13 protein-coding genes are annotated in these 17,125 nt (G+C 53.8%); all 13 read right to left on the bottom strand.

Annotated features, from left to right (window positions below):
• Positions 1-3 precede the first annotated feature (3 nt).
• A complete protein-coding gene (gene lpxA, locus AC1EKE_RS01760) occupies positions 4-795 on the bottom strand; it encodes an acyl-ACP--UDP-N-acetylglucosamine O-acyltransferase (RefSeq protein WP_296163090.1) in 792 nt (263 codons plus the stop codon).
• A 7-nt stretch (positions 796-802) separates the two neighbouring features.
• Positions 803-2,197: a bifunctional UDP-3-O-[3-hydroxymyristoyl] N-acetylglucosamine deacetylase/3-hydroxyacyl-ACP dehydratase gene (locus AC1EKE_RS01755; RefSeq protein ID WP_480307809.1), complete on the bottom strand. Its 1,395-nt coding sequence runs from the start codon at positions 2,195-2,197 to the stop codon at positions 803-805.
• 5 nt (positions 2,198-2,202) lie between these two features.
• A complete protein-coding gene (gene lpxD / locus AC1EKE_RS01750; protein WP_480307808.1) occupies positions 2,203-3,279 on the bottom strand; it encodes a UDP-3-O-(3-hydroxymyristoyl)glucosamine N-acyltransferase in 1,077 nt (358 codons plus the stop codon).
• A gap of 12 nt (positions 3,280-3,291) precedes the next feature.
• Positions 3,292-4,122: an orotidine-5'-phosphate decarboxylase gene (gene pyrF / locus AC1EKE_RS01745; protein ID WP_480307806.1), complete on the bottom strand. Its 831-nt coding sequence runs from the start codon at positions 4,120-4,122 to the stop codon at positions 3,292-3,294.
• Positions 4,123-4,382: 260 nt separating this feature from the next.
• Complete coding sequence (locus AC1EKE_RS01740; protein ID WP_480307804.1) at positions 4,383-5,423, bottom strand: branched-chain amino acid aminotransferase; 1,041 nt, start codon at positions 5,421-5,423, stop codon at positions 4,383-4,385.
• Between the two features lie 18 nt (positions 5,424-5,441).
• On the bottom strand, positions 5,442-6,776 hold the full coding sequence (locus AC1EKE_RS01735) for a glycoside hydrolase family 57 protein (protein ID WP_480307802.1): 1,335 nt from the start codon (positions 6,774-6,776) through the stop codon (positions 5,442-5,444).
• 53 nt (positions 6,777-6,829) lie between these two features.
• Complete coding sequence (locus AC1EKE_RS01730; protein WP_480307800.1) at positions 6,830-8,092, bottom strand: glycosyltransferase family 4 protein; 1,263 nt, start codon at positions 8,090-8,092, stop codon at positions 6,830-6,832.
• Between the two features lie 28 nt (positions 8,093-8,120).
• The gene (locus AC1EKE_RS01725; RefSeq protein ID WP_480307799.1) at positions 8,121-10,220 is read right to left on the bottom strand and encodes a glycogen debranching enzyme N-terminal domain-containing protein; all 2,100 of its coding nucleotides are present in this window, start codon (positions 10,218-10,220) and stop codon (positions 8,121-8,123) included.
• A gap of 691 nt (positions 10,221-10,911) precedes the next feature.
• Entirely contained in the window at positions 10,912-11,361 is a 450-nt protein-coding gene (locus tag AC1EKE_RS01720) for an ATPase (RefSeq protein WP_297126528.1), read from the bottom strand.
• Between the two features lie 49 nt (positions 11,362-11,410).
• Positions 11,411-13,255 carry a V-type ATP synthase subunit I gene (locus AC1EKE_RS01715; protein ID WP_480307797.1) on the bottom strand — a complete coding sequence of 615 codons (1,845 nt, stop codon included), beginning with the start codon at positions 13,253-13,255 and terminating at the stop codon, positions 11,411-11,413.
• Positions 13,256-13,263: 8 nt separating this feature from the next.
• A complete protein-coding gene (locus AC1EKE_RS01710) occupies positions 13,264-13,908 on the bottom strand; it encodes a V-type ATP synthase subunit D (RefSeq protein ID WP_288965379.1) in 645 nt (214 codons plus the stop codon).
• A 22-nt stretch (positions 13,909-13,930) separates the two neighbouring features.
• On the bottom strand, positions 13,931-15,286 hold the full coding sequence (locus AC1EKE_RS01705) for a V-type ATP synthase subunit B (protein WP_296161762.1): 1,356 nt from the start codon (positions 15,284-15,286) through the stop codon (positions 13,931-13,933).
• Positions 15,287-15,299: 13 nt separating this feature from the next.
• The gene (locus AC1EKE_RS01700; RefSeq protein WP_480307796.1) at positions 15,300-17,093 is read right to left on the bottom strand and encodes a V-type ATP synthase subunit A; all 1,794 of its coding nucleotides are present in this window, start codon (positions 17,091-17,093) and stop codon (positions 15,300-15,302) included.
• Between the last annotated feature and the right edge of the window lie 32 nt (positions 17,094-17,125).

The raw sequence follows: 17,125 nt of genomic DNA, 5'->3' as shown, positions 1-17,125 counted from the left end.
GCCTCAGCCCTTCACTATTCCGCGCTTGGAGTTACGAATAAAGTCCAGTATTCTGCGTCGCTCAGGGGTGTCATCCAGAGACGACTTAATCTCCTCTAAGGCATCGCTCACATTAAGTCCCTGAGCATAGAGGATGCGGTAGGCATCGCCGATGAGGCTGATCTCGCCCTCAGTAAAATCCCTCCGACGGAGACCGACCAGATTGATCCCACAGAAGGCAATCGGCTCACGTGCTACTACAGCATAGGGAGGTATATCCTTAGTCACCTTACTGCCTCCCTGCGTCATACTATGACGTCCGATGCGGGTAAACTGATGTACTAAGACCGAACCGCTTAGGATTGCCCAGTCGTCTATCTCCACTTCACCGGCGATCTGCGATGCGTTACCGATAATCACGTGATCTCCAAGTACGCAGTCGTGTGCCACATGTGCATAGGCCATAATGAGGCAGTCGCTACCGATGACGGTCTTGTCACGTGAGGCGGTACCACGACTCACGGTGACATACTCACGAATCACCGTCCTATCACCTATGTAAGCGGTCGTTTCCTCGCCCCTAAACTTCAGGTCCTGAGGCACCCCGGCGATCACTGCGTAGGGATGGATCTCACAGTGGCAGCCGATCCTGGCACCAGACCTGACTATGGCCCCGGCATGGATATGCGTCCCGGCACCTATCTCCACATTGTCCTCGACAATTGCAAAAGCATCGATCCGGACACCCTCTCCCAGTACCGCTCCGGCATTGACAAGTGCCAGCTGGCTGATAGATGTATTCTTCTCTTCTGTCATTTTCCTATCATTCACCCTCGTTATTAGCCACCACCTTGGCCACCACCTCTGCCTCGCAGACGATATTGTCCCCTACGTAGCCCACACCACGTACTCGAGCAAATCCATGACGTACGGGTGCCAGAGGCTTGACACGATATATCACCGTATCCCCAGGCATTACTTTTTGTCTGAATCGGGCATTCTCAATGCGTGCCAAGTAGGTCGAGTGTGGCCCTGGCTCATCCATTATGTAGAGTACGAGGAGCCCAGCAATCTGAGCAATCGACTCCACGAGTAGCACTCCGGGGACAATGGGTTCACTGGGGAAGTGTCCCGCGAAGAAAGGATCTCCTGCAGAGTAATTCTTTAGTCCTATAGCCTGATCGACAGTGAGATCTAACATCCTATCCACCATGAGCATCGGGTAGCGGTGAGGCAGTATCCGCATAATCTCACGGGTGTCGAGTCGTGGCTTTGCACTTAGGTCGACAGCGGGGGGGAGGGACTCCTCCCCCTCAATCTCCTCAAAGAGCTTCATACAGAGCCTGCCATTGATGGTGTGACCCGGCTTTGTGGCAATCACACGTCCCATGATCCGACAGCCCGCAAGTGCCAGATCTCCCAGCACGTCAAGGAGCTTGTGTCGCGCAGGTTCATTTGGGTACGCGAGTGGTCTGTGGCTGATGTAACCAAGCGTAGTGGCGTCACTATGATCCACCCCAAGCTCATCTGAGAGCTTGTCGAGATCGGCCTGAGCGAGCTGACGGTCGTAGATCACCAGAGCATTGTCCAGATCCCCACCTTTGATCAGATTGTTAGCAACCAGAGCCTGCACCTCTCTCACAAAGACAAAAGTCCTAGCCGGGGCTATCTCACCAACAAAGTCATCCCCTAACTCATAGGACGCGTACTGATGAGTCAGGATGGGAGAGTCGTAAGAGATCAGCGCATCAACAGCGAAAGTATCATCCGGAAGGAGTGTCAGCCTTGCACCCGATGTCTCATCAGAGACCTCGATCTTACGCTGCACTTTGTAGACTCTTGCTTTAGCGCTCTGCTCCGCGAGACCTACTTCGCTGATCTTATCAACGTAAGGCTTAGCGCTTCCGTCCAAGATCGGTGCCTCAGGTCCGTCAAGCTCTATGAGGCAATTGTCCACCCCCATAGCCGACAGCGCTGCCATCATATGCTCGATGGTACAGACAGAGAAGTCCCCATCTCTCAGCGTTGTGCAGCGATCGGACTGAGTGGCATACCGGACGAGGGCGGGCAAGATAGGCTTACCCGGCAGGTCGGTCCTACAGATACGGATGCCGTGATTCTCCTCCGCTGGCAAGGCTCTGAGGTGGATATACCGCCCGGTGTGTAGGCCCTTACCCTCCAGCTCAAACGATCCTCCCAGGGTGTGTTGGTACGCCATTTCGATCACTCTCCGTCTTTTGTCTTACTAATCTCTCTTAGCTTATCCAGCTCTTCTCTCAGGCGCTTCACCTCCCTGGAGAGGTCGTAGATCTGCTTATCTAACTGAGGAAGACGATCGACCACAGCAGCGCTTCGCATCGCCTTGACGTAAGGTCTCCCGGGGTAGCCAAACCAGCTGCTACACTCCTCCTCAATGCTCGCCATAATGCCTGTCTTAGCCCCAAAGGTCACACGATCGGCAGTCTTAAGATGACCGGCTATACCCACCTGTCCCCCCAGTCGATTCCACTGGCCGATGGTTGTCGAGCCGGCAACGCCGGACTGAGCAGCAATAGCAGTATGCTCCTTCACCTCGCAATTATGGGCGATCTGGACGAGGTTGTCGATCTTTACCCCACGCCGTATGATCGTTGCGTCAAGGACCGCACGATCAATGCAGGCATTAGCCCCTATCTCCACATCATCCTCAAGGATTACCTTACCGGTCTGGGGGATCTTGTCCCATCCCTCAGCAGTGGGGGCAAATCCAAATCCATCTGCCCCTAAGACCGCTCCCGAGTGAAGGATGCATCGGTCTCCGACGATCGTTCGGTTGCTGATCGTCACCTGCTGATAGATCTTACAGTCCGCCCCCACGAGGCAGTCCTCACCTATGTATACCTGAGCACGGACGATCGTACGGGGACCCACCTTACTGTTCCTACCTATATAGACAAAAGGTCCCACAGAAGCTGTCGGATCCACATCAGCAGACGGATCCACAATGGCAAATTGCGAGATCCCCGCCTCCGGCTCGGACCCATCGCGGATCACGCTCAACAACTTTGCCAAGCTGTCATAAGGGTCTGCTACACGGATCAGGGTCGCCTTCACTTCAGAGGTCGGCTGATAGTCAGCCTGCACCAGCACCGCACTACACTTAGTCGTATAGAGGTAATGCTCATAGGCAGGATTAGCGAGGAAAGTCAGTGTCCCTGCCTTCCCATTCTCTATCCCGCCAAAGTCATGAAGCTCCACATTAGGGTCTCCATCGACCACCCCATGAAGGAAGTCGGCCACCTCCTGAGCTGTATATCTCATAAGCTTGTCTTCTCAAATAACGTGATGCCTCCTAAGCTCGCACTCCATCTCCGCCTGCAGGGCAAGACTCTTTGCTCGCGCCGCCTCAGCAAAGTCCTCCCCTTTGGAGGCAAAGATAATACCGCGGGATGAGTTTACTATAAGACCACACTCACTAGTCATGCCATAGCTGCACACCTCCTCGAGTGATCCGCCCTGCTTACCCACACCGGGTACGAGGAGGAAATACTCAGGAGCGATCTCGCGGATCTGACCGAAGAGCGTCGCCTGTGTTGCCCCGGCGACAAACATCAGCTGCTCATCACTGGCCCACGAGGTCGCGGTCTCTAGGACAGCCTGATAGAGCAGCCGTCCACCCTCCAATCTCAAGTGCTGGAAGTCTGCCGAGCCGGCATTGGATGTAAGGGCAAGGAGCACCGTCCAGCGGTCCTTATACTCTAGGAAAGGAGAGATGCTGTCTCGACCCATATAGGGAGCAGTGGTGACGGCATCCGCTCCCAGCTCCTCGAAGGCAGCTCGCGCATACTGGGCCGAGGTATTACCGATATCCCCTCGCTTGGCATCGAGGATCACCAAAATCTCAGGATACTTATTATGAATATACTCAATAGTCTTCCCGAGTACCTCCAAGCCCTCAGCGCCTAATGGCTCATAGAATGCCTCATTGGGCTTATATGCCACGACAATGTCTGCCGTAGCATCGATGATCGCTTTATTGAAAGTCAAGACTCCCTCAGCAATCTGAGGGAGATGAGGAGGAAGTAGAGTGGAGTCACTATCCAGACCGACACAGAGGAAGGACTTCTTACGTCTGATCTGGTCAATAAGTTGCTGCTTATTCATTTCTCAGTATCCGTATTGCATTCGGGCAAAGGTAATGATTTTTGCCCAAATCTGCTGCGCAGCTTTCGTCCCCTAGTACCACCGATTGGGCTAAATCTGCAGTAACTGGATGTAAAGTAGTACGGACCACATAGAGGGGCTATTCAGAGACACAGAAAAGAGCTATGAAGCGAATGCAAAGCGAGATGCACTACGATAAGGTCAAGACAATTCCGTACAGAGTTAAAGACGGGCCATTGAAATAATCTTGGTGATGGATTTCACTCTGCCCCGGGCTGCAGATCGACCTCAGTCAGCCAGCCGTGACGGTCGGGAAGTCTGCCGGATTGTATGCCGGTGAGGTGGTCGTAGAGCTCACGGCAGACGGGGCCCGGCTCATCGCCATAGTCGTATATCCTACCTGTATCGAGGTCGACTATCTTGCTGATGGGACAGATCACAGCGGCAGTGCCACAGGCGGCAGCTTCATCAAGGGTGCTAAGCTCCTCCACAGGGATGGGACGCCGCTCCACCGACAAGCCTAGATCGCTGGCGATAGTCATTAGACTATCGTTGGTCACAGAGGCCAGGATCGACTCGGACCGAGGGGTAATATACGTTCCCCCCCTTATTCCAAAGAAATTGGCCGATCCGCACTCATCGATGAACTTCTTCTCTTGAGGATCTAAGAAAAGGCATCCCCCTCTATAGCCATCCTCATACGCATCATGCATCGCACGGAAAGAGGCAGCGTAGTTGCCGCCCACCTTAAACCTCCCGGTGCCTCGCGGAGCCGCCCGGTCATACGATCGCTGGATCACTACCGGGACAGAGGTGACACCACGCTTGAAATATGGCCCCACCGGGCAAGCATAGATCGAGAAGAGGTACTCGATGCTCTCGCTCACACCGACATGAGGTCCCATACCTATCACGAGAGGTCTTAAGTAGAGGGCAGCACTTGAGCCGTACGGAGGCACGAAGCGGCAATTATGCTTGACAACCAATTGGCATGCCTCTAAGAAAAGATCCTCCGGTACCTCTGGCATCATAATACCGGCACAAGAGCTCTGTAGGCGTCGAGCATTCTCCTCTGGTCTGAATAAGCAAACCCGACCATCCTGACAGCGAAAGGCCTTGAGTCCCTCAAAGGCCTGCTGGCCATAATTAAGCCCCGTGGCTGCGAGATGAACCGCCACCGTTGGGTCGGCACACAGCTCAGGCCTGCTCCACACCCCCCTAGAGTAATAGCTCCGAACGTTATAGTCCGTAGGATAGTAACCGAAAGTCAGTGACTCCCAGTCGGTCTCTTCTTGTGGCATTGCTTAGCTCTCTTGCTCTTACTTTGCTTTTTTGGTGGTACCGGTACGCTTGACTGGCTTTCCCGCTCTCAGCTTATGGAGCTCCTCCTGTAGTGCTGTGATCTCCTCGCCCTGGTTCTCGATCGTCTTGAGGAGTGCATTGAGCTCTTCATTCTCGATCGAGCTGGGGTACTCCTCCTCTACCCGGAGATGGAAGTCGCTCAGCACATTCATATAGTTATTAAAGGCGTCGTAGGGACTGCCGTATGGACTATAGAGACCTGTGTCCTTATTCTCCATAGCTGTGGACATGTAGAGGAAGTGGTCGCTGCTCTGGAGGTAGGCCCAGTCTTGCTTGATTCGCCTATTGCCACTCATACGGGTCCGCTCCGTCCACTCCACCAGTTTGCCGAAGGCCTCCTGCTGGAGGATGTTGCCGAGCCAGGACTTTGTTGTCTTCTCCTCCTCGGACCAAGAGATGGTGTCCAGGACGCTGATCTCATCCTCCGGCTGGAGCTGAGCAAAGACCTCGGATGGTGTCGCCATCTCCAGCCCGGCTCGCTCGATGTACTCCGGTAGTGCTCGGAAGAAGTCGAAGATCCCCGATGAGGCAGGACATAGATTACCAAGCACATCGTAGCTCATATCGAGGTAGGTCACCTGTTCCCCCTTGCCCCGATCAGCGAGCCAAGAGGCGTACTTGTCGGCTGTCAGCGGATACTCGTCCCAGCTCTGATCGCAGAAGCGTCGAGAGAGGTCCTCCGACAGAGCGGCATGCCTCATCAGGAGATGAAGCTCAGGCACTACTGCACTTTGGTAGACGAAGTCGGGACTCTTCCATCCCAGCACATGCTTAGCACCCTCGGTAAGCATTCCGTGGAATCCCATCTCCGAGACTGCAAGAGCAATGTCGTCATCATAGAGGAGCTCGGTGTTGCGTAGCACCTTTGGCTCGTAATTGAATATCGCCTTGAGAGCCGTGACATGCATCCCCACCTGACCCTTAAACTCCGCCTTGGACGGTGCAAGAGAGGATAGACTATGGGCGTAAGGCTCTGCCAGTAGCTCCACGCATCCGGTCTCAGTGAGCTTACGGAAGCTGTCGATTAGCTCCGGCGTGTACATCTCTATCTGATCCAAAGCAGTTCCGGAGATAGCGAAAGCGACCTTCACCCTACCCTTTGACTCCTGGATCAGGTCGTAGATCATCTTATTAGCCGGCAAATAGGATCGCTCGGCAGCAGACCTCATATACTGCTCGTTGAGAAAGTCATCGAAGTAGTAGTGGTCATTACCTATGTCGAAAAATCGGTAGCGCTTCAGGCGGAAAGGCTGATGCAGCTGAAAGACGAGGCAGAGTTTTTTCTTATCCATAGTGAGAGTTTATCTATCTGGCAGGTTATTCAAAAAAGGTATCAGGGGGTACATCACCGTCCAAGGACCTGATCGTAGAGACCACGTATCTTGAGCGCCACTTTATCCCAAGTGATCCCGGCTACCTCATCCAGACCCCTCTGAGAGAGGAGATCGTGAAGAGCAGGATAGGTGACGAGAGCGTACATCGCGTCCGCCATAGCATCTACATCCCAGTAGTCGAGCTTGATCGCGTAGGTGAGTATCTCGGAGCATCCTGACTGCTTAGAGATGATACAGGGGACACCGCACTGCATCGCCTCGAGAGGGGTAATCCCAAAGGGCTCCGATACAGAGGGCATCACGTAGACATCGCTGGCATGGTACACCTCATACACCTGACGACCCTTCATAAAGCCTGTGAAGTGGAAGCGGTCCGAGATGCGCTTCTCCGCTACCAGGCGGATCATCTCATCCATCTTATCACCGCTCCCGGCCATCACGAAACGCACATCTCTCTTCTTGGCAAGCACACGTGCTGCCGCCTCCACGAAGTACTCAGGTCCCTTCTGCATTGTCAGTCGACCGAGGAAGGTTATCACTTTATCCTTAACACCTCGCTTATCCGGGATATTGAGGATTGACTCCTCGAGAGGGATCACGGCGTTGTGCACGGCGGTCACCTTGGCGGGATCCTGATGATACTTCTCGATCACTGTCCGACGGGTCAGCTCGCTCACACACATGATATGATCGGCATGGTCCATACCATCCTTCTCGATGGCATAGACAGTAGGATTGACATTGCCACGACTTCGATCAAAGTCTGTGGCGTGTACATGGATTACGAGTGGTACTCCGAGGATCTGCTTAGCGTGAATCCCGGCAGGATAGGTCACCCAGTCGTGAGCGTGTACAAGGTCATAGTGATCGGCACGGGCAACGACACCTGCTACGATAGAGTAGTTATTGATCTCATCAATAAGGTTGTCCCCATACTTTCCGGAGAATTGGATGCACCCTATATCGTCCGTCAGCATGTACCTAAAGTCTGCGTAGATGTGATCCCTCAAGTGATAGTACATCTCCGGGCTCATAACGCGACCGATCCGCTCCTCGAGGTACTCTCTTGAGGGATCCTGATAGACGATCGGCACCTCGCTGGCTCCGATGATACTCATATACGAGCTGTCCTCATCTCCGGATGGTGCAGGCAGCATGAGTGTAATGTCCATATCCTCCTGCGAGGAAAGTCCCTTGGTGATGCCATAGGTAGCAGTCCCGAGACCTCCGGAGATGTGAGGGGGAAACTCCCAGCCAAGCATAAGTGCTTTCATACGATTACTCCTGTCTTGCTAATGGTGCTTATTCCTTACGCTCTGTGTCGAGAGCCTTATCTCCCCGCTCAGACTCCTCCGTCACTGCTGCCTCCTCATCAGCGCCTCCACGACCTTGGTCAGGTGAGGAGGAGTGGTGAGAGGTCATACTGAGGAAGGAGTCATAGAGGTCTCCCTCCTCATCCCAGATACTCTTGTACTCCACCATACGATTAACGATGCGGAGTATGGCCGAGACGCTCATCATGAAGGAGAGGTCACTCCGCCCTCTGTAGGGCGGAGTCCCGTCATAGATCTCCGAGATGGTGCCGATGCCATTGAGGCTAAGCTCTTCCTCAAAGGGGATAAGCATTCGGTCTACGAAGAAGAGGCCGGTCCGCTTGAAGAGCTTCAGATACGCACTGAGGTAATAGTAAAGGGTCCAGGGCCACGCACCACCCTGTACATATGCGTAGTAGCGCTCTCTCTGATTTCCCCCCGCGTAGCCTTTGTAGAGTGGACTGACCGGTGAGAGCGAGCGCAGCCCCTTAGGGGTCAGTAGCTCCTTGGTCACATAGTCGAGGACCGATCGCTGCAGCTTGCGAGACATAGGTGAGTACGTTAGTCCCACAGCGATGATCTGACTCGGACGGACGCTCCAGTCGAGCGGACGACCATCAGCCACGTAGTCGAGCAGGTAGCCATGCTCATTGACAAAGGTCCGGATGAAGCTCTCGCGTACTTGATCGATCAGCTCCGTCACCTCCTCGTCCTCTTGCAGGTCATATAGGAAGCGATAGAAGCAGAGGGCATTATACCACAGAGCATTATACTCCACGATATAGCCACGCCGATCCACAACTGCTGCCCCGTCGATGATCGTTCCCATCCAGGTGATCGGCCGCCGATCCTCTCCCGGATCGGCGTATAGCAGGCCATTTCGCCGTATCTCCAGCAAGGGGACACGACCCTCCCTGATGTAGCGGATCGCTCGTCTGAGTGTCGCACCATATCTCTTTTTCGTCTCCTCCTTACCTGCCCATCGATAGTAGTCCTGGATCGCATTGGCTACCCAGAGGAGGCTGTCCGGCTGCCAGATGTCCTCGATCACCGAATCCTCCTCTCCCTCATCGAGATAAGACCAGATCGCAGGCAGAGCCGTGTCCATTACTTTTTGATAGAGCTCAGGCTCACCGATACCGAAGCTGCACGCTGTGAGCCCCACCATCTCGTCCCTCAGGCGGACCCCATACCAGGGGTATCCAGCCTTGAGGTAAGACTTTCCCGGTCGAGGCTCGTAGTAAAATTGCCGGGCTGAGCGTCTGAGACAAGTAGCAAAGGTATCGGCCACACCATAGCTCCGGAGGGCCTCCTCAAACGTCTCCTCTAGAGTCTCCGGGTCAATGGCGCGATCAGATGCAGATAGGATGATATCCTCACCACGGCGGATATTAAGGGAGAAGAAACCAGGGACTGGCAGGTCCTCGACGCATGCATTGCCCCGCTCCGCCTCTCTGTCGTAAAAGAAATCTCTATACCATGTCGGCTCCTGGTGCCATACCGCATCATACTTGGAGAGCTGCATATAGAGACGAGGCATCCCCTTATAGAGGCAAAGGGATACCCCATGATCCTCGCTGGTGTAGCTCCAGTCGATTTTGTCATTGATATGTGTCAGCTCCCTCACGGTACGGAAAGCTAGCATCGGCATGAGCCTCAGGGTCGTCTCAGAGTGCGCCTCCAAGAGGCGGTAGCGGATCAGGAGCTGATTGATCTTGGACGAGAAGACGATCTCCTTAGAGAGAACTACCCCACCAACGCGATAAATCGTCCGGGGGCACTCCTCAACGGAGAATTCACGGATATACTTATGCCCGTTTGGACACAGGGTCCCGTCATGATATTTATGCACGGCGAGGTGAAACTCTGCCCCGTGCTGGATCACCGTCTCGTCCATAGATGAGAGGAGCACATCGGGATCGGGACCGCTCTCCGACGGCACCACCAGTAGCCCATGGTACTTACGCGTATTGCATCCCACGACCGATGAGCAGTGGTAAGCACCACGACTATTGGCATGAAGAAGCTCGAGGGGTAGCGCAGTCCCCAAGTTGGTCATGATACGACGATCAAACTTCTGATAACTCATATACTCTGCTACTTTCGTGACGTGGTCTGACATCCGGCATATCAGTAAGGTACCTCCTTCCCCCAGCATATCTGTGATTCCTTAGGACGTGATCGGTGCCTTGCTCCCTCCTCCCTTCAAATATACAAACAATTTAGATTTCCTCGCTATTTATAACGGGACAAACGGCTATTGGGCAATCAATAGACTCGGCTCTTACTTCTCTTATCGGATACATGATAGCTACTCCACACACTCTCGCAATAATTTTAGATAGGGATATGGTGGTTTTTCTACCCATAGTTACCATGTAAGGCGTCCGCCATTAAAAGCCCTGTTTCTGGAAAAACTCTAATACCGATATTAGTAACGCCTAATATCGGTATTAGTCTTCTCTAATATCGGTATTAGATTAAGGGGGGGATTTTCTCTATCCGATGATGTCGGACACTCGGAGTCGGAAAATAGCTGCGATCTCTGATCTAGGCCCGTGCTAAGCAGTTTGGCTACTTGGTGTGTTTGATAAGGACGAACCTGAGGCCCTTGACAGCTCACCCCACCTGTATATCCCACGAGACTATTGTTCCGAGAGTCCCATCTCGTTTCCTCTCTATTCAGGATGCCACCCTCTATGGACCCTTTTGTAGATAAAAAAGGGATGCATCCCGCTACAGGACACATCCCTTACTGAGAATTGATTAGGCTCTACTTATCAAAGAGAGAACATGGTCAGGAGGGTAACGAGGAGCGCGAGGATCGCGTACAGCTCGGGGAAGACCGCCTCGACCATGGAGATGGCAAATACATTGTGACCATCAGCGGTGGCAGCAATACCATGAGCAAGGACCTTACCCTGCTTCATAGCTGATAGGAGACCTACCGATCCGAGGAGCAGACCGCAAAGCAGGATGGCAGTGGCAGCGAGTACTGACATATCTGCTGCGATATGCTGGCTGGCGAAGTACCAGCCCACAAATCCATAGAGACCCTGGGAGGAGGGAAGCGCTGAGAGACCTATGTACTGACCCATCTTGGAGGGATCCTTGCGCATCGCCCCGATAGCGGTGATACCGCAGAAGGAGAGACCATAGCAGCTACCGATACCGGCGAGACCGACCATCAGTGCGATACCCAGGTAGGCCATTAGAAGTGTAGTAGACATAAATTGATTTACTTATTGAGTTTGTTATTGTTTTGTCAAGAATAATGTATCACTTGGAGACTTTCTCCTCAATAGGAGTGTAAGGTGTCCCCCCTCCCTCGTACTCGGAGTTATTGAAATACTCTACATAGGTCAGTCGGACCGGATGGACGAGCGAGCTGATCATAGTAAGACAGAAATTGAGCCCATGGCCAAAAGCGAGGATCAGCAGTCCTACCGGTATCGCTGCCCAGATGGGCATAGAGGAGGTAACAGTCTCCGTGAGGGTATTGAAGACCCCACCGAGGATACCTCCCGTCAGACCGATGGCGAAGAGGCGGATATAGGATAGGGTATCTCCCAGAAGCCCCGAGGCAGTATTGTAGGTGTCCCACAGCCCTTTGCCAAGATTGACAAAGACGCTCTTGCCGGGAGAGTTGAGGAAGAAGACTGCTAAGACGCAGAGCCCTACAACGCCCCAGAGGGTGTACTCAAGCCACTGTGGCAGCTGAATGCTGAGGGCGGGTAACCCGACCACAAGCCCGATGAAGATCACCAATGTTGGCCAAGCGAAGCTGGCGAGCGAAGCGCGGGTGCCGCTCTGGTGCCTAACCTTGAAGGCAGCCACATACTTCGCAAATAGGATCTGGACGAGTCCCAGCGCTAGGGAGATCACCATCAGGTTATCCGACGAGAGGAAGAAGTCCTTGATCGAACTGAGGAAGGGGACCTCGATGAGTGAGATGCCGAAGAAGGTGCCAGCAAGGAATCCCATCACCACGCCAGCTCCACCGAGCCACTGGAAGAGCTCTAGGTACATCTTGGCACTCTCACCCACCTTGCGCTTAAAGATCGTCGCCAGTATCAGCACTACCAACCCGTATCCTGCATCTCCCGAGCACATACCAAAGAAGAGCATGAAGAAGGGCGCAATGAAGGGTGTCGGGTCAAACTCCCAGTAATTAGGAAGGGAGAACATCTTTACCAGAGGCTCAAAGGCCCTGCCAAAGCGACTATTGGAGAGCTTGATGGGCACATCCTCCCCATAGACAATTTCCTCCTGGACGTAGGCGATACCCTCCTCTGAGAGTGCTGCCTGCATGGCGGCATCCTGCTTGGCGGGGACATAGCCCTCCAGCACCATCAGGCGATCGTCATAGAGGCGATCAGCCTGATAGTAGGCATTGTCCATCTGATAGGTATCGGCGAGGCGGGCCTCTTGCTTATCGAGTATCTGATCGTGATGTGCTAAGTAGAGCTTTGAGTCCGTCAGGAGCCTTAGGTCCTCCTCCAGACTCTGTCTCTCTACCCTCAGAGAGCTAATGGATCGGTCGGGTAGACGGACCCGCTCGGCAAACTCAAGCTCCGGCTCCGGCTCGTCCTCAGAGGTGATGGTGACGAAGTAGGTGGAGCGACCGGCAGTCTGAATGATCTGAGCGTGGTAGAGCTCCTCCCACTCCTTATTGTACCTCTGAGAGAGGACGGTCCAGAAGGTCATATTGACCCCTTTGGCCCTAAGCTTAGAGATCAGCGTCGGGTCAAAGTCGCCCCAGTATGAGAGCTCATGCTCCTGGGACTTGAGGTCAGAGAGGATCCTCGACTTCTCCCTGATACGGGCGTCAAGGTCACTGATCTGACTTAAGTAAGTGTCATAGTCCGTCAGGGTCTCCTCAGGAAAGTCTATGTGCCGGATGCTCTCGGGAGTCTGCTCCTTCTGCAGGGGATGCTGGTCCTTGAGGAAGCCGAGGCTCTTACGCAGATCGGTCAGCTCGTCCTGCCGAGCCTTTACCTCTCTGATGCGGTCGAGCTCGTTTGGATCCTTATTCTGTCGGACATGGATCACGCCTAAGGAGCGCAATTTCTGTAGGAACGCCTCGTACTCCGGCTCGAAAACCAGGAACGAGTACTTATTCATCGTCTCTATCATACTATTGCTTCCATTTCTGATTCTGCCTCCATGGCGTTGCGACGCTTCTCCTTCTCCTCATCGAGGTGAGCGCGCATAATCTTTTGAGACGCCTTGGAGAGCGACTCTTCGTCCTCGAGGTAGCGCTTGATCTTCAGGATCGCCTCCTTGAGACCGGGGATCTGAACTTTCTCGAAGAGGTTGACCTTCTGCGTCGTCTTACGTCTGGCATGTTGCAGGATGTCCAGCTCCAGGCGTCCGACTTCTGCTTGGATGCCAACGGTGGCGAGATCCTTGATCAGCTGCGTGCCCTCCATATACCAGGAGGGGGTATTAAGGAGACTAAAAGGGCGAACCTCAAAGTCTACCTCACCCAGCACTGGTACCGGGATGCCGGCCACCTTGCGTGTCTCGAGATGGACATCCTCCACTCGGACAAGAGAGGGATCAAACTCACTCCAGAGGGCAGTCATGGTGTCGAAATTCTCGATGCTCTGCTCTACCTGAGCCTCGAGATCCTCGACCTCCTTCTTGACCCGCCGCACCTCGAGACGAAGTGCACTCTCCTTACTCTTGATCGTAGGGAGGATTCGCTCTCGGAGCTGGAGATCCTTCTTCTGCCTCTGGAGAGAGGTTTTGTTGTATTGAAATTTTACAGCCATACCTCAGTCGTACTCACCGGGATTACGCCTCCTCCTGAGAGTGACCGACCATCTCCACATCCTGTGGCCAGTACTTATCGACAAGAGATTGCTTGATCGCCACCTCAGCAGGGGTGAAGTGCCGAGCGAAGAGCCGCCATGCCGTATCGAGCATCTCTGTGGTATTGATATTGACGTCAATGGCGAGGAGGTCATTGGCGTACTCCTTGGCGAAGTCGAGCGTACGCTCGTCATAGTCAGTGAGGTCAAATCCATTCTCCAGCTTCGTCTGAGCATTGGAGGCATCAGCGAAGAGGCGGACGCCGGCATTCATCACTTGAGGGTGATCTTCACGTGTCTTCTTCCCGATCACCTGCTGCTTCAGTCGTGATAGGGAGCGGAAGGGATCGACGATGACCTTGCCGATAGTGCTGTCGGTACGGAGATAGAGCTGCCCTTCTGTAATGTATCCGGTGTTATCCGGAACTGCGTGAGTGATGTCTCCCCCCGACAGCGTTGTCACAGCGATGATGGTAATGGAGCCACCAGACGGGAATTGGGCTGCTTTCTCATAGACCTTTGCTAGGTCGGAATAGAGGGAGCCGGGCATAGAGTCCTTGGAGGGGATCTGGTCCATCTTATTGGAGACGATAGCCAGCGCATCAGCATAGTTGGTCATATCCGTCAGGAGGACGAGTACCTTCTCATTCTTCTCCACTGCAAAGTACTCTGCTGCTGTGAGGGCCATATGAGGGATCAGCACACGCTCAATAGACGAGTCCTCGGTGGTATTGATAAAGGAGACGATGCGATCGAGCGCTCCTGCCTCGGCAAAGGTATTGCGGAAGTAGAGGTAGTCGTCATTCGTCAGTCCCATACCGCCAAGGATGATCTTGTCGGACTCAGCGCGCATCGCCACGGTTGCCATCACCTCATTGTATGGCTGATCCGGGTCAGCGAAGAAGGGGATCTTCTGTCCCGTGACGAGGGTATTATTGAGGTCGATGCCGGAGATACCGGTTGTAATCAGCTCTGAGGGCTGCTCACGACGGACAGGATTGACTGACGGGCCTCCGATCTCCACATCCTTGCCCTCGATGATCGGACCATCATCGATGGGCTCTCCGTAGGCATTCATGAAGCGTCCGGTGAGAGAGTCACCCACCTTTAGGGCAGGAGCCTTGCCGAGGAAGGTCACCTCGGCATTGGTCGGGATGCCCTCCGTCCCGGAGAAGACCTGCAGTGTCACCACATCGTCCTCCAGTCGGACGACCTGAGCCACACGACCGTCGATGAGAGCAAGCTCATCATTACCCACACCCGTAGCACGCAGAGAGCAGGTTGCCTTGGTGATGTCGGAGATGTGGGTGTATATCTTTTGGAATGCTTTCTTAGTCATAATCAGTCTACCCTTAGGCGTTAGCCATTTCCTCTACTACGTGAGACTTGTCCACACGGCGTGTCTCGACCATCATCTTAGCCCGCTCACGGTACTTATTGTAGTCCTCGCTACGGAATTCGGAGTAATTCATCTGCCTCAGCTCGTTGATCAGTTCCTTGAAGAAGACGGAGACTTCGTTGAAGTCCTCAAACGTAAGGTCGCTCTCACAGATATTGATTACGAGAGCTAGCATCTCTTGCTGGCGCTCCAGAGGGCACATAGCATCGATGGCGTCGAAGGCATCCTGCTGGAGGATGACGAAATCGATCAGCTCAGACTTCCAGAATGTGACATGGTAGTCTACCGGGACACCATCATCACCGAGGATATTGATCTGCTCAGCGATCTCCAGTCCCTGACGCATACGGTGCTTGACTTGACCGACCATTTCCAGCCAGTCGGGCGAAGCAGCCTCAGCGACGTACTTCTGAAACTCCGGATACTCCAGATACTTCGAGTAGGAGTCGATAGGATTGACTGCCGGGTAGCGCTTCTTATCTGCGCGATCCTGTTGGAGGGCGTAGAAGCAGCGTGCCACCTTTTGGGTATTCTCGGTCACCGGCTCCTTGAGGTTACCACCGGCAGGGGAAACAGTACCGATGAAGGTGATCGACCCAGTCTCCCCATTCTTCAGATGGACATAACCGGCACGTGCATAGAAGGCCGAAATAGTAGCCGAGAGGTCCATCGGGAAAGCATCCGGTCCAGGTAGCTCCTCCATGCGATTGGACATCTCACGGAGTGCCTGAGCCCAGCGAGATGTGGAGTCTGCCATCAGGAGCACCTTCAGTCCCATAGTCCGGTAGTACTCAGCGATCGTCATAGCGGTGTACACTGACGCCTCACGAGCCGATACCGGCATATTGGAGGTATTGGCAATGATGATCGTGCGCTCCATCAGCTTGCGACCTGTGTGAGGATCCTCGAGCTCAGGGAATTCCTTAAAGATCTCAACCACCTCATTGGCTCGCTCACCGCACGCAGCCATGATCACGATGTCCGCCTCAGCCTGCTCTGAGATCGCATGCTGGAGGACCGTCTTACCTGTACCAAAGGCTCCCGGGATGAACCCAGTCCCCCCCTCTACCATAGGATTGGAGATATCGATGCAACGGATCCCTGTCTCAAGCAGCTTAAAGGGTCTCGGCTTGTCGGCATAGCAGGGCACCGCCTGGCGGACGGGCCACTTCTGAGTCATGGTGATGGAGTGATCCACCCCACTCTCATCCGTCAGCACAGCCATCTCATCGTCCACGGTGTACTGCCCCTTCGGGGTAAGCTTCTTCACCGTATACATCCCCTTGAATGTAAAGGGAACCATGATCCGGTGTGGCTGATGATTCTCCTCCACAAGACCTATCCAGGATCCAGCCTCGACAGTGTCGCCTACCTTAGCAGTCGGCTCATAGTCCCACTTCTTGTCCCGATCGAGAGGATCGGTATACTCCCCACGCTTGAGGAAGAGCCCAGTCATTTTATCCAGATCATTCTGGAGACCATCAAAGTTCTTAGAGAGCAGTCCCGGACCGAGGGTCACCTCAAGCATATGTTGCTCAAACCGGACCTGGTCGCCGATCTTTAGTCCGCGAGTACTCTCATAGACCTGCACATCCACCAAGATCCCCTCGATCTTGATGACCTCAGACATCAGTTCTGAGCCATCATCGAGGATGACAAAGCAGATCTCGTTTTGTGCGACAGGACCATTTACCTCTACAGTCACTAGGTTGGAGACCAACCCTACCACCTTACCTGTAGTTTTCATCTGTATATCGTTTTATATTGTTGTCTATCCCT

This window comes from Porphyromonas sp. C0041D3, assembly GCF_056590575.1.
The sequence above is the reverse complement of the archived record's forward strand: the minus strand, read 5'-3'. Positions and strand labels throughout refer to the sequence as shown.

Bases quoted from the DNA above. Each gene is read 5' to 3' on its own strand.
- lpxA (WP_296163090.1), bottom strand. From the start codon at position 795: ATGACAGAAGAGAAGAATACATCTATCAGCCAGCTGGCACTTGTCAAT.
- AC1EKE_RS01755 (WP_480307809.1), bottom strand. From the start codon at position 2,197: ATGGCGTACCAACACACCCTGGGAGGATCGTTTGAGCTGGAGGGTAAG.
- lpxD (WP_480307808.1), bottom strand. From the start codon at position 3,279: ATGAGATATACAGCTCAGGAGGTGGCCGACTTCCTTCATGGGGTGGTC.
- pyrF (WP_480307806.1), bottom strand. From the start codon at position 4,122: ATGAATAAGCAGCAACTTATTGACCAGATCAGACGTAAGAAGTCCTTC.
- AC1EKE_RS01740 (WP_480307804.1), bottom strand. From the start codon at position 5,423: ATGCCACAAGAAGAGACCGACTGGGAGTCACTGACTTTCGGTTACTAT.
- AC1EKE_RS01735 (WP_480307802.1), bottom strand. From the start codon at position 6,776: ATGGATAAGAAAAAACTCTGCCTCGTCTTTCAGCTGCATCAGCCTTTC.
- AC1EKE_RS01730 (WP_480307800.1), bottom strand. From the start codon at position 8,092: ATGAAAGCACTTATGCTTGGCTGGGAGTTTCCCCCTCACATCTCCGGA.
- AC1EKE_RS01725 (WP_480307799.1), bottom strand. From the start codon at position 10,220: ATGAGTTATCAGAAGTTTGATCGTCGTATCATGACCAACTTGGGGACT.
- AC1EKE_RS01720 (WP_297126528.1), bottom strand. From the start codon at position 11,361: ATGTCTACTACACTTCTAATGGCCTACCTGGGTATCGCACTGATGGTC.
- AC1EKE_RS01715 (WP_480307797.1), bottom strand. From the start codon at position 13,255: ATGAATAAGTACTCGTTCCTGGTTTTCGAGCCGGAGTACGAGGCGTTC.
- AC1EKE_RS01710 (WP_288965379.1), bottom strand. From the start codon at position 13,908: ATGGCTGTAAAATTTCAATACAACAAAACCTCTCTCCAGAGGCAGAAG.
- AC1EKE_RS01705 (WP_296161762.1), bottom strand. From the start codon at position 15,286: ATGACTAAGAAAGCATTCCAAAAGATATACACCCACATCTCCGACATC.
- AC1EKE_RS01700 (WP_480307796.1), bottom strand. From the start codon at position 17,093: ATGAAAACTACAGGTAAGGTGGTAGGGTTGGTCTCCAACCTAGTGACT.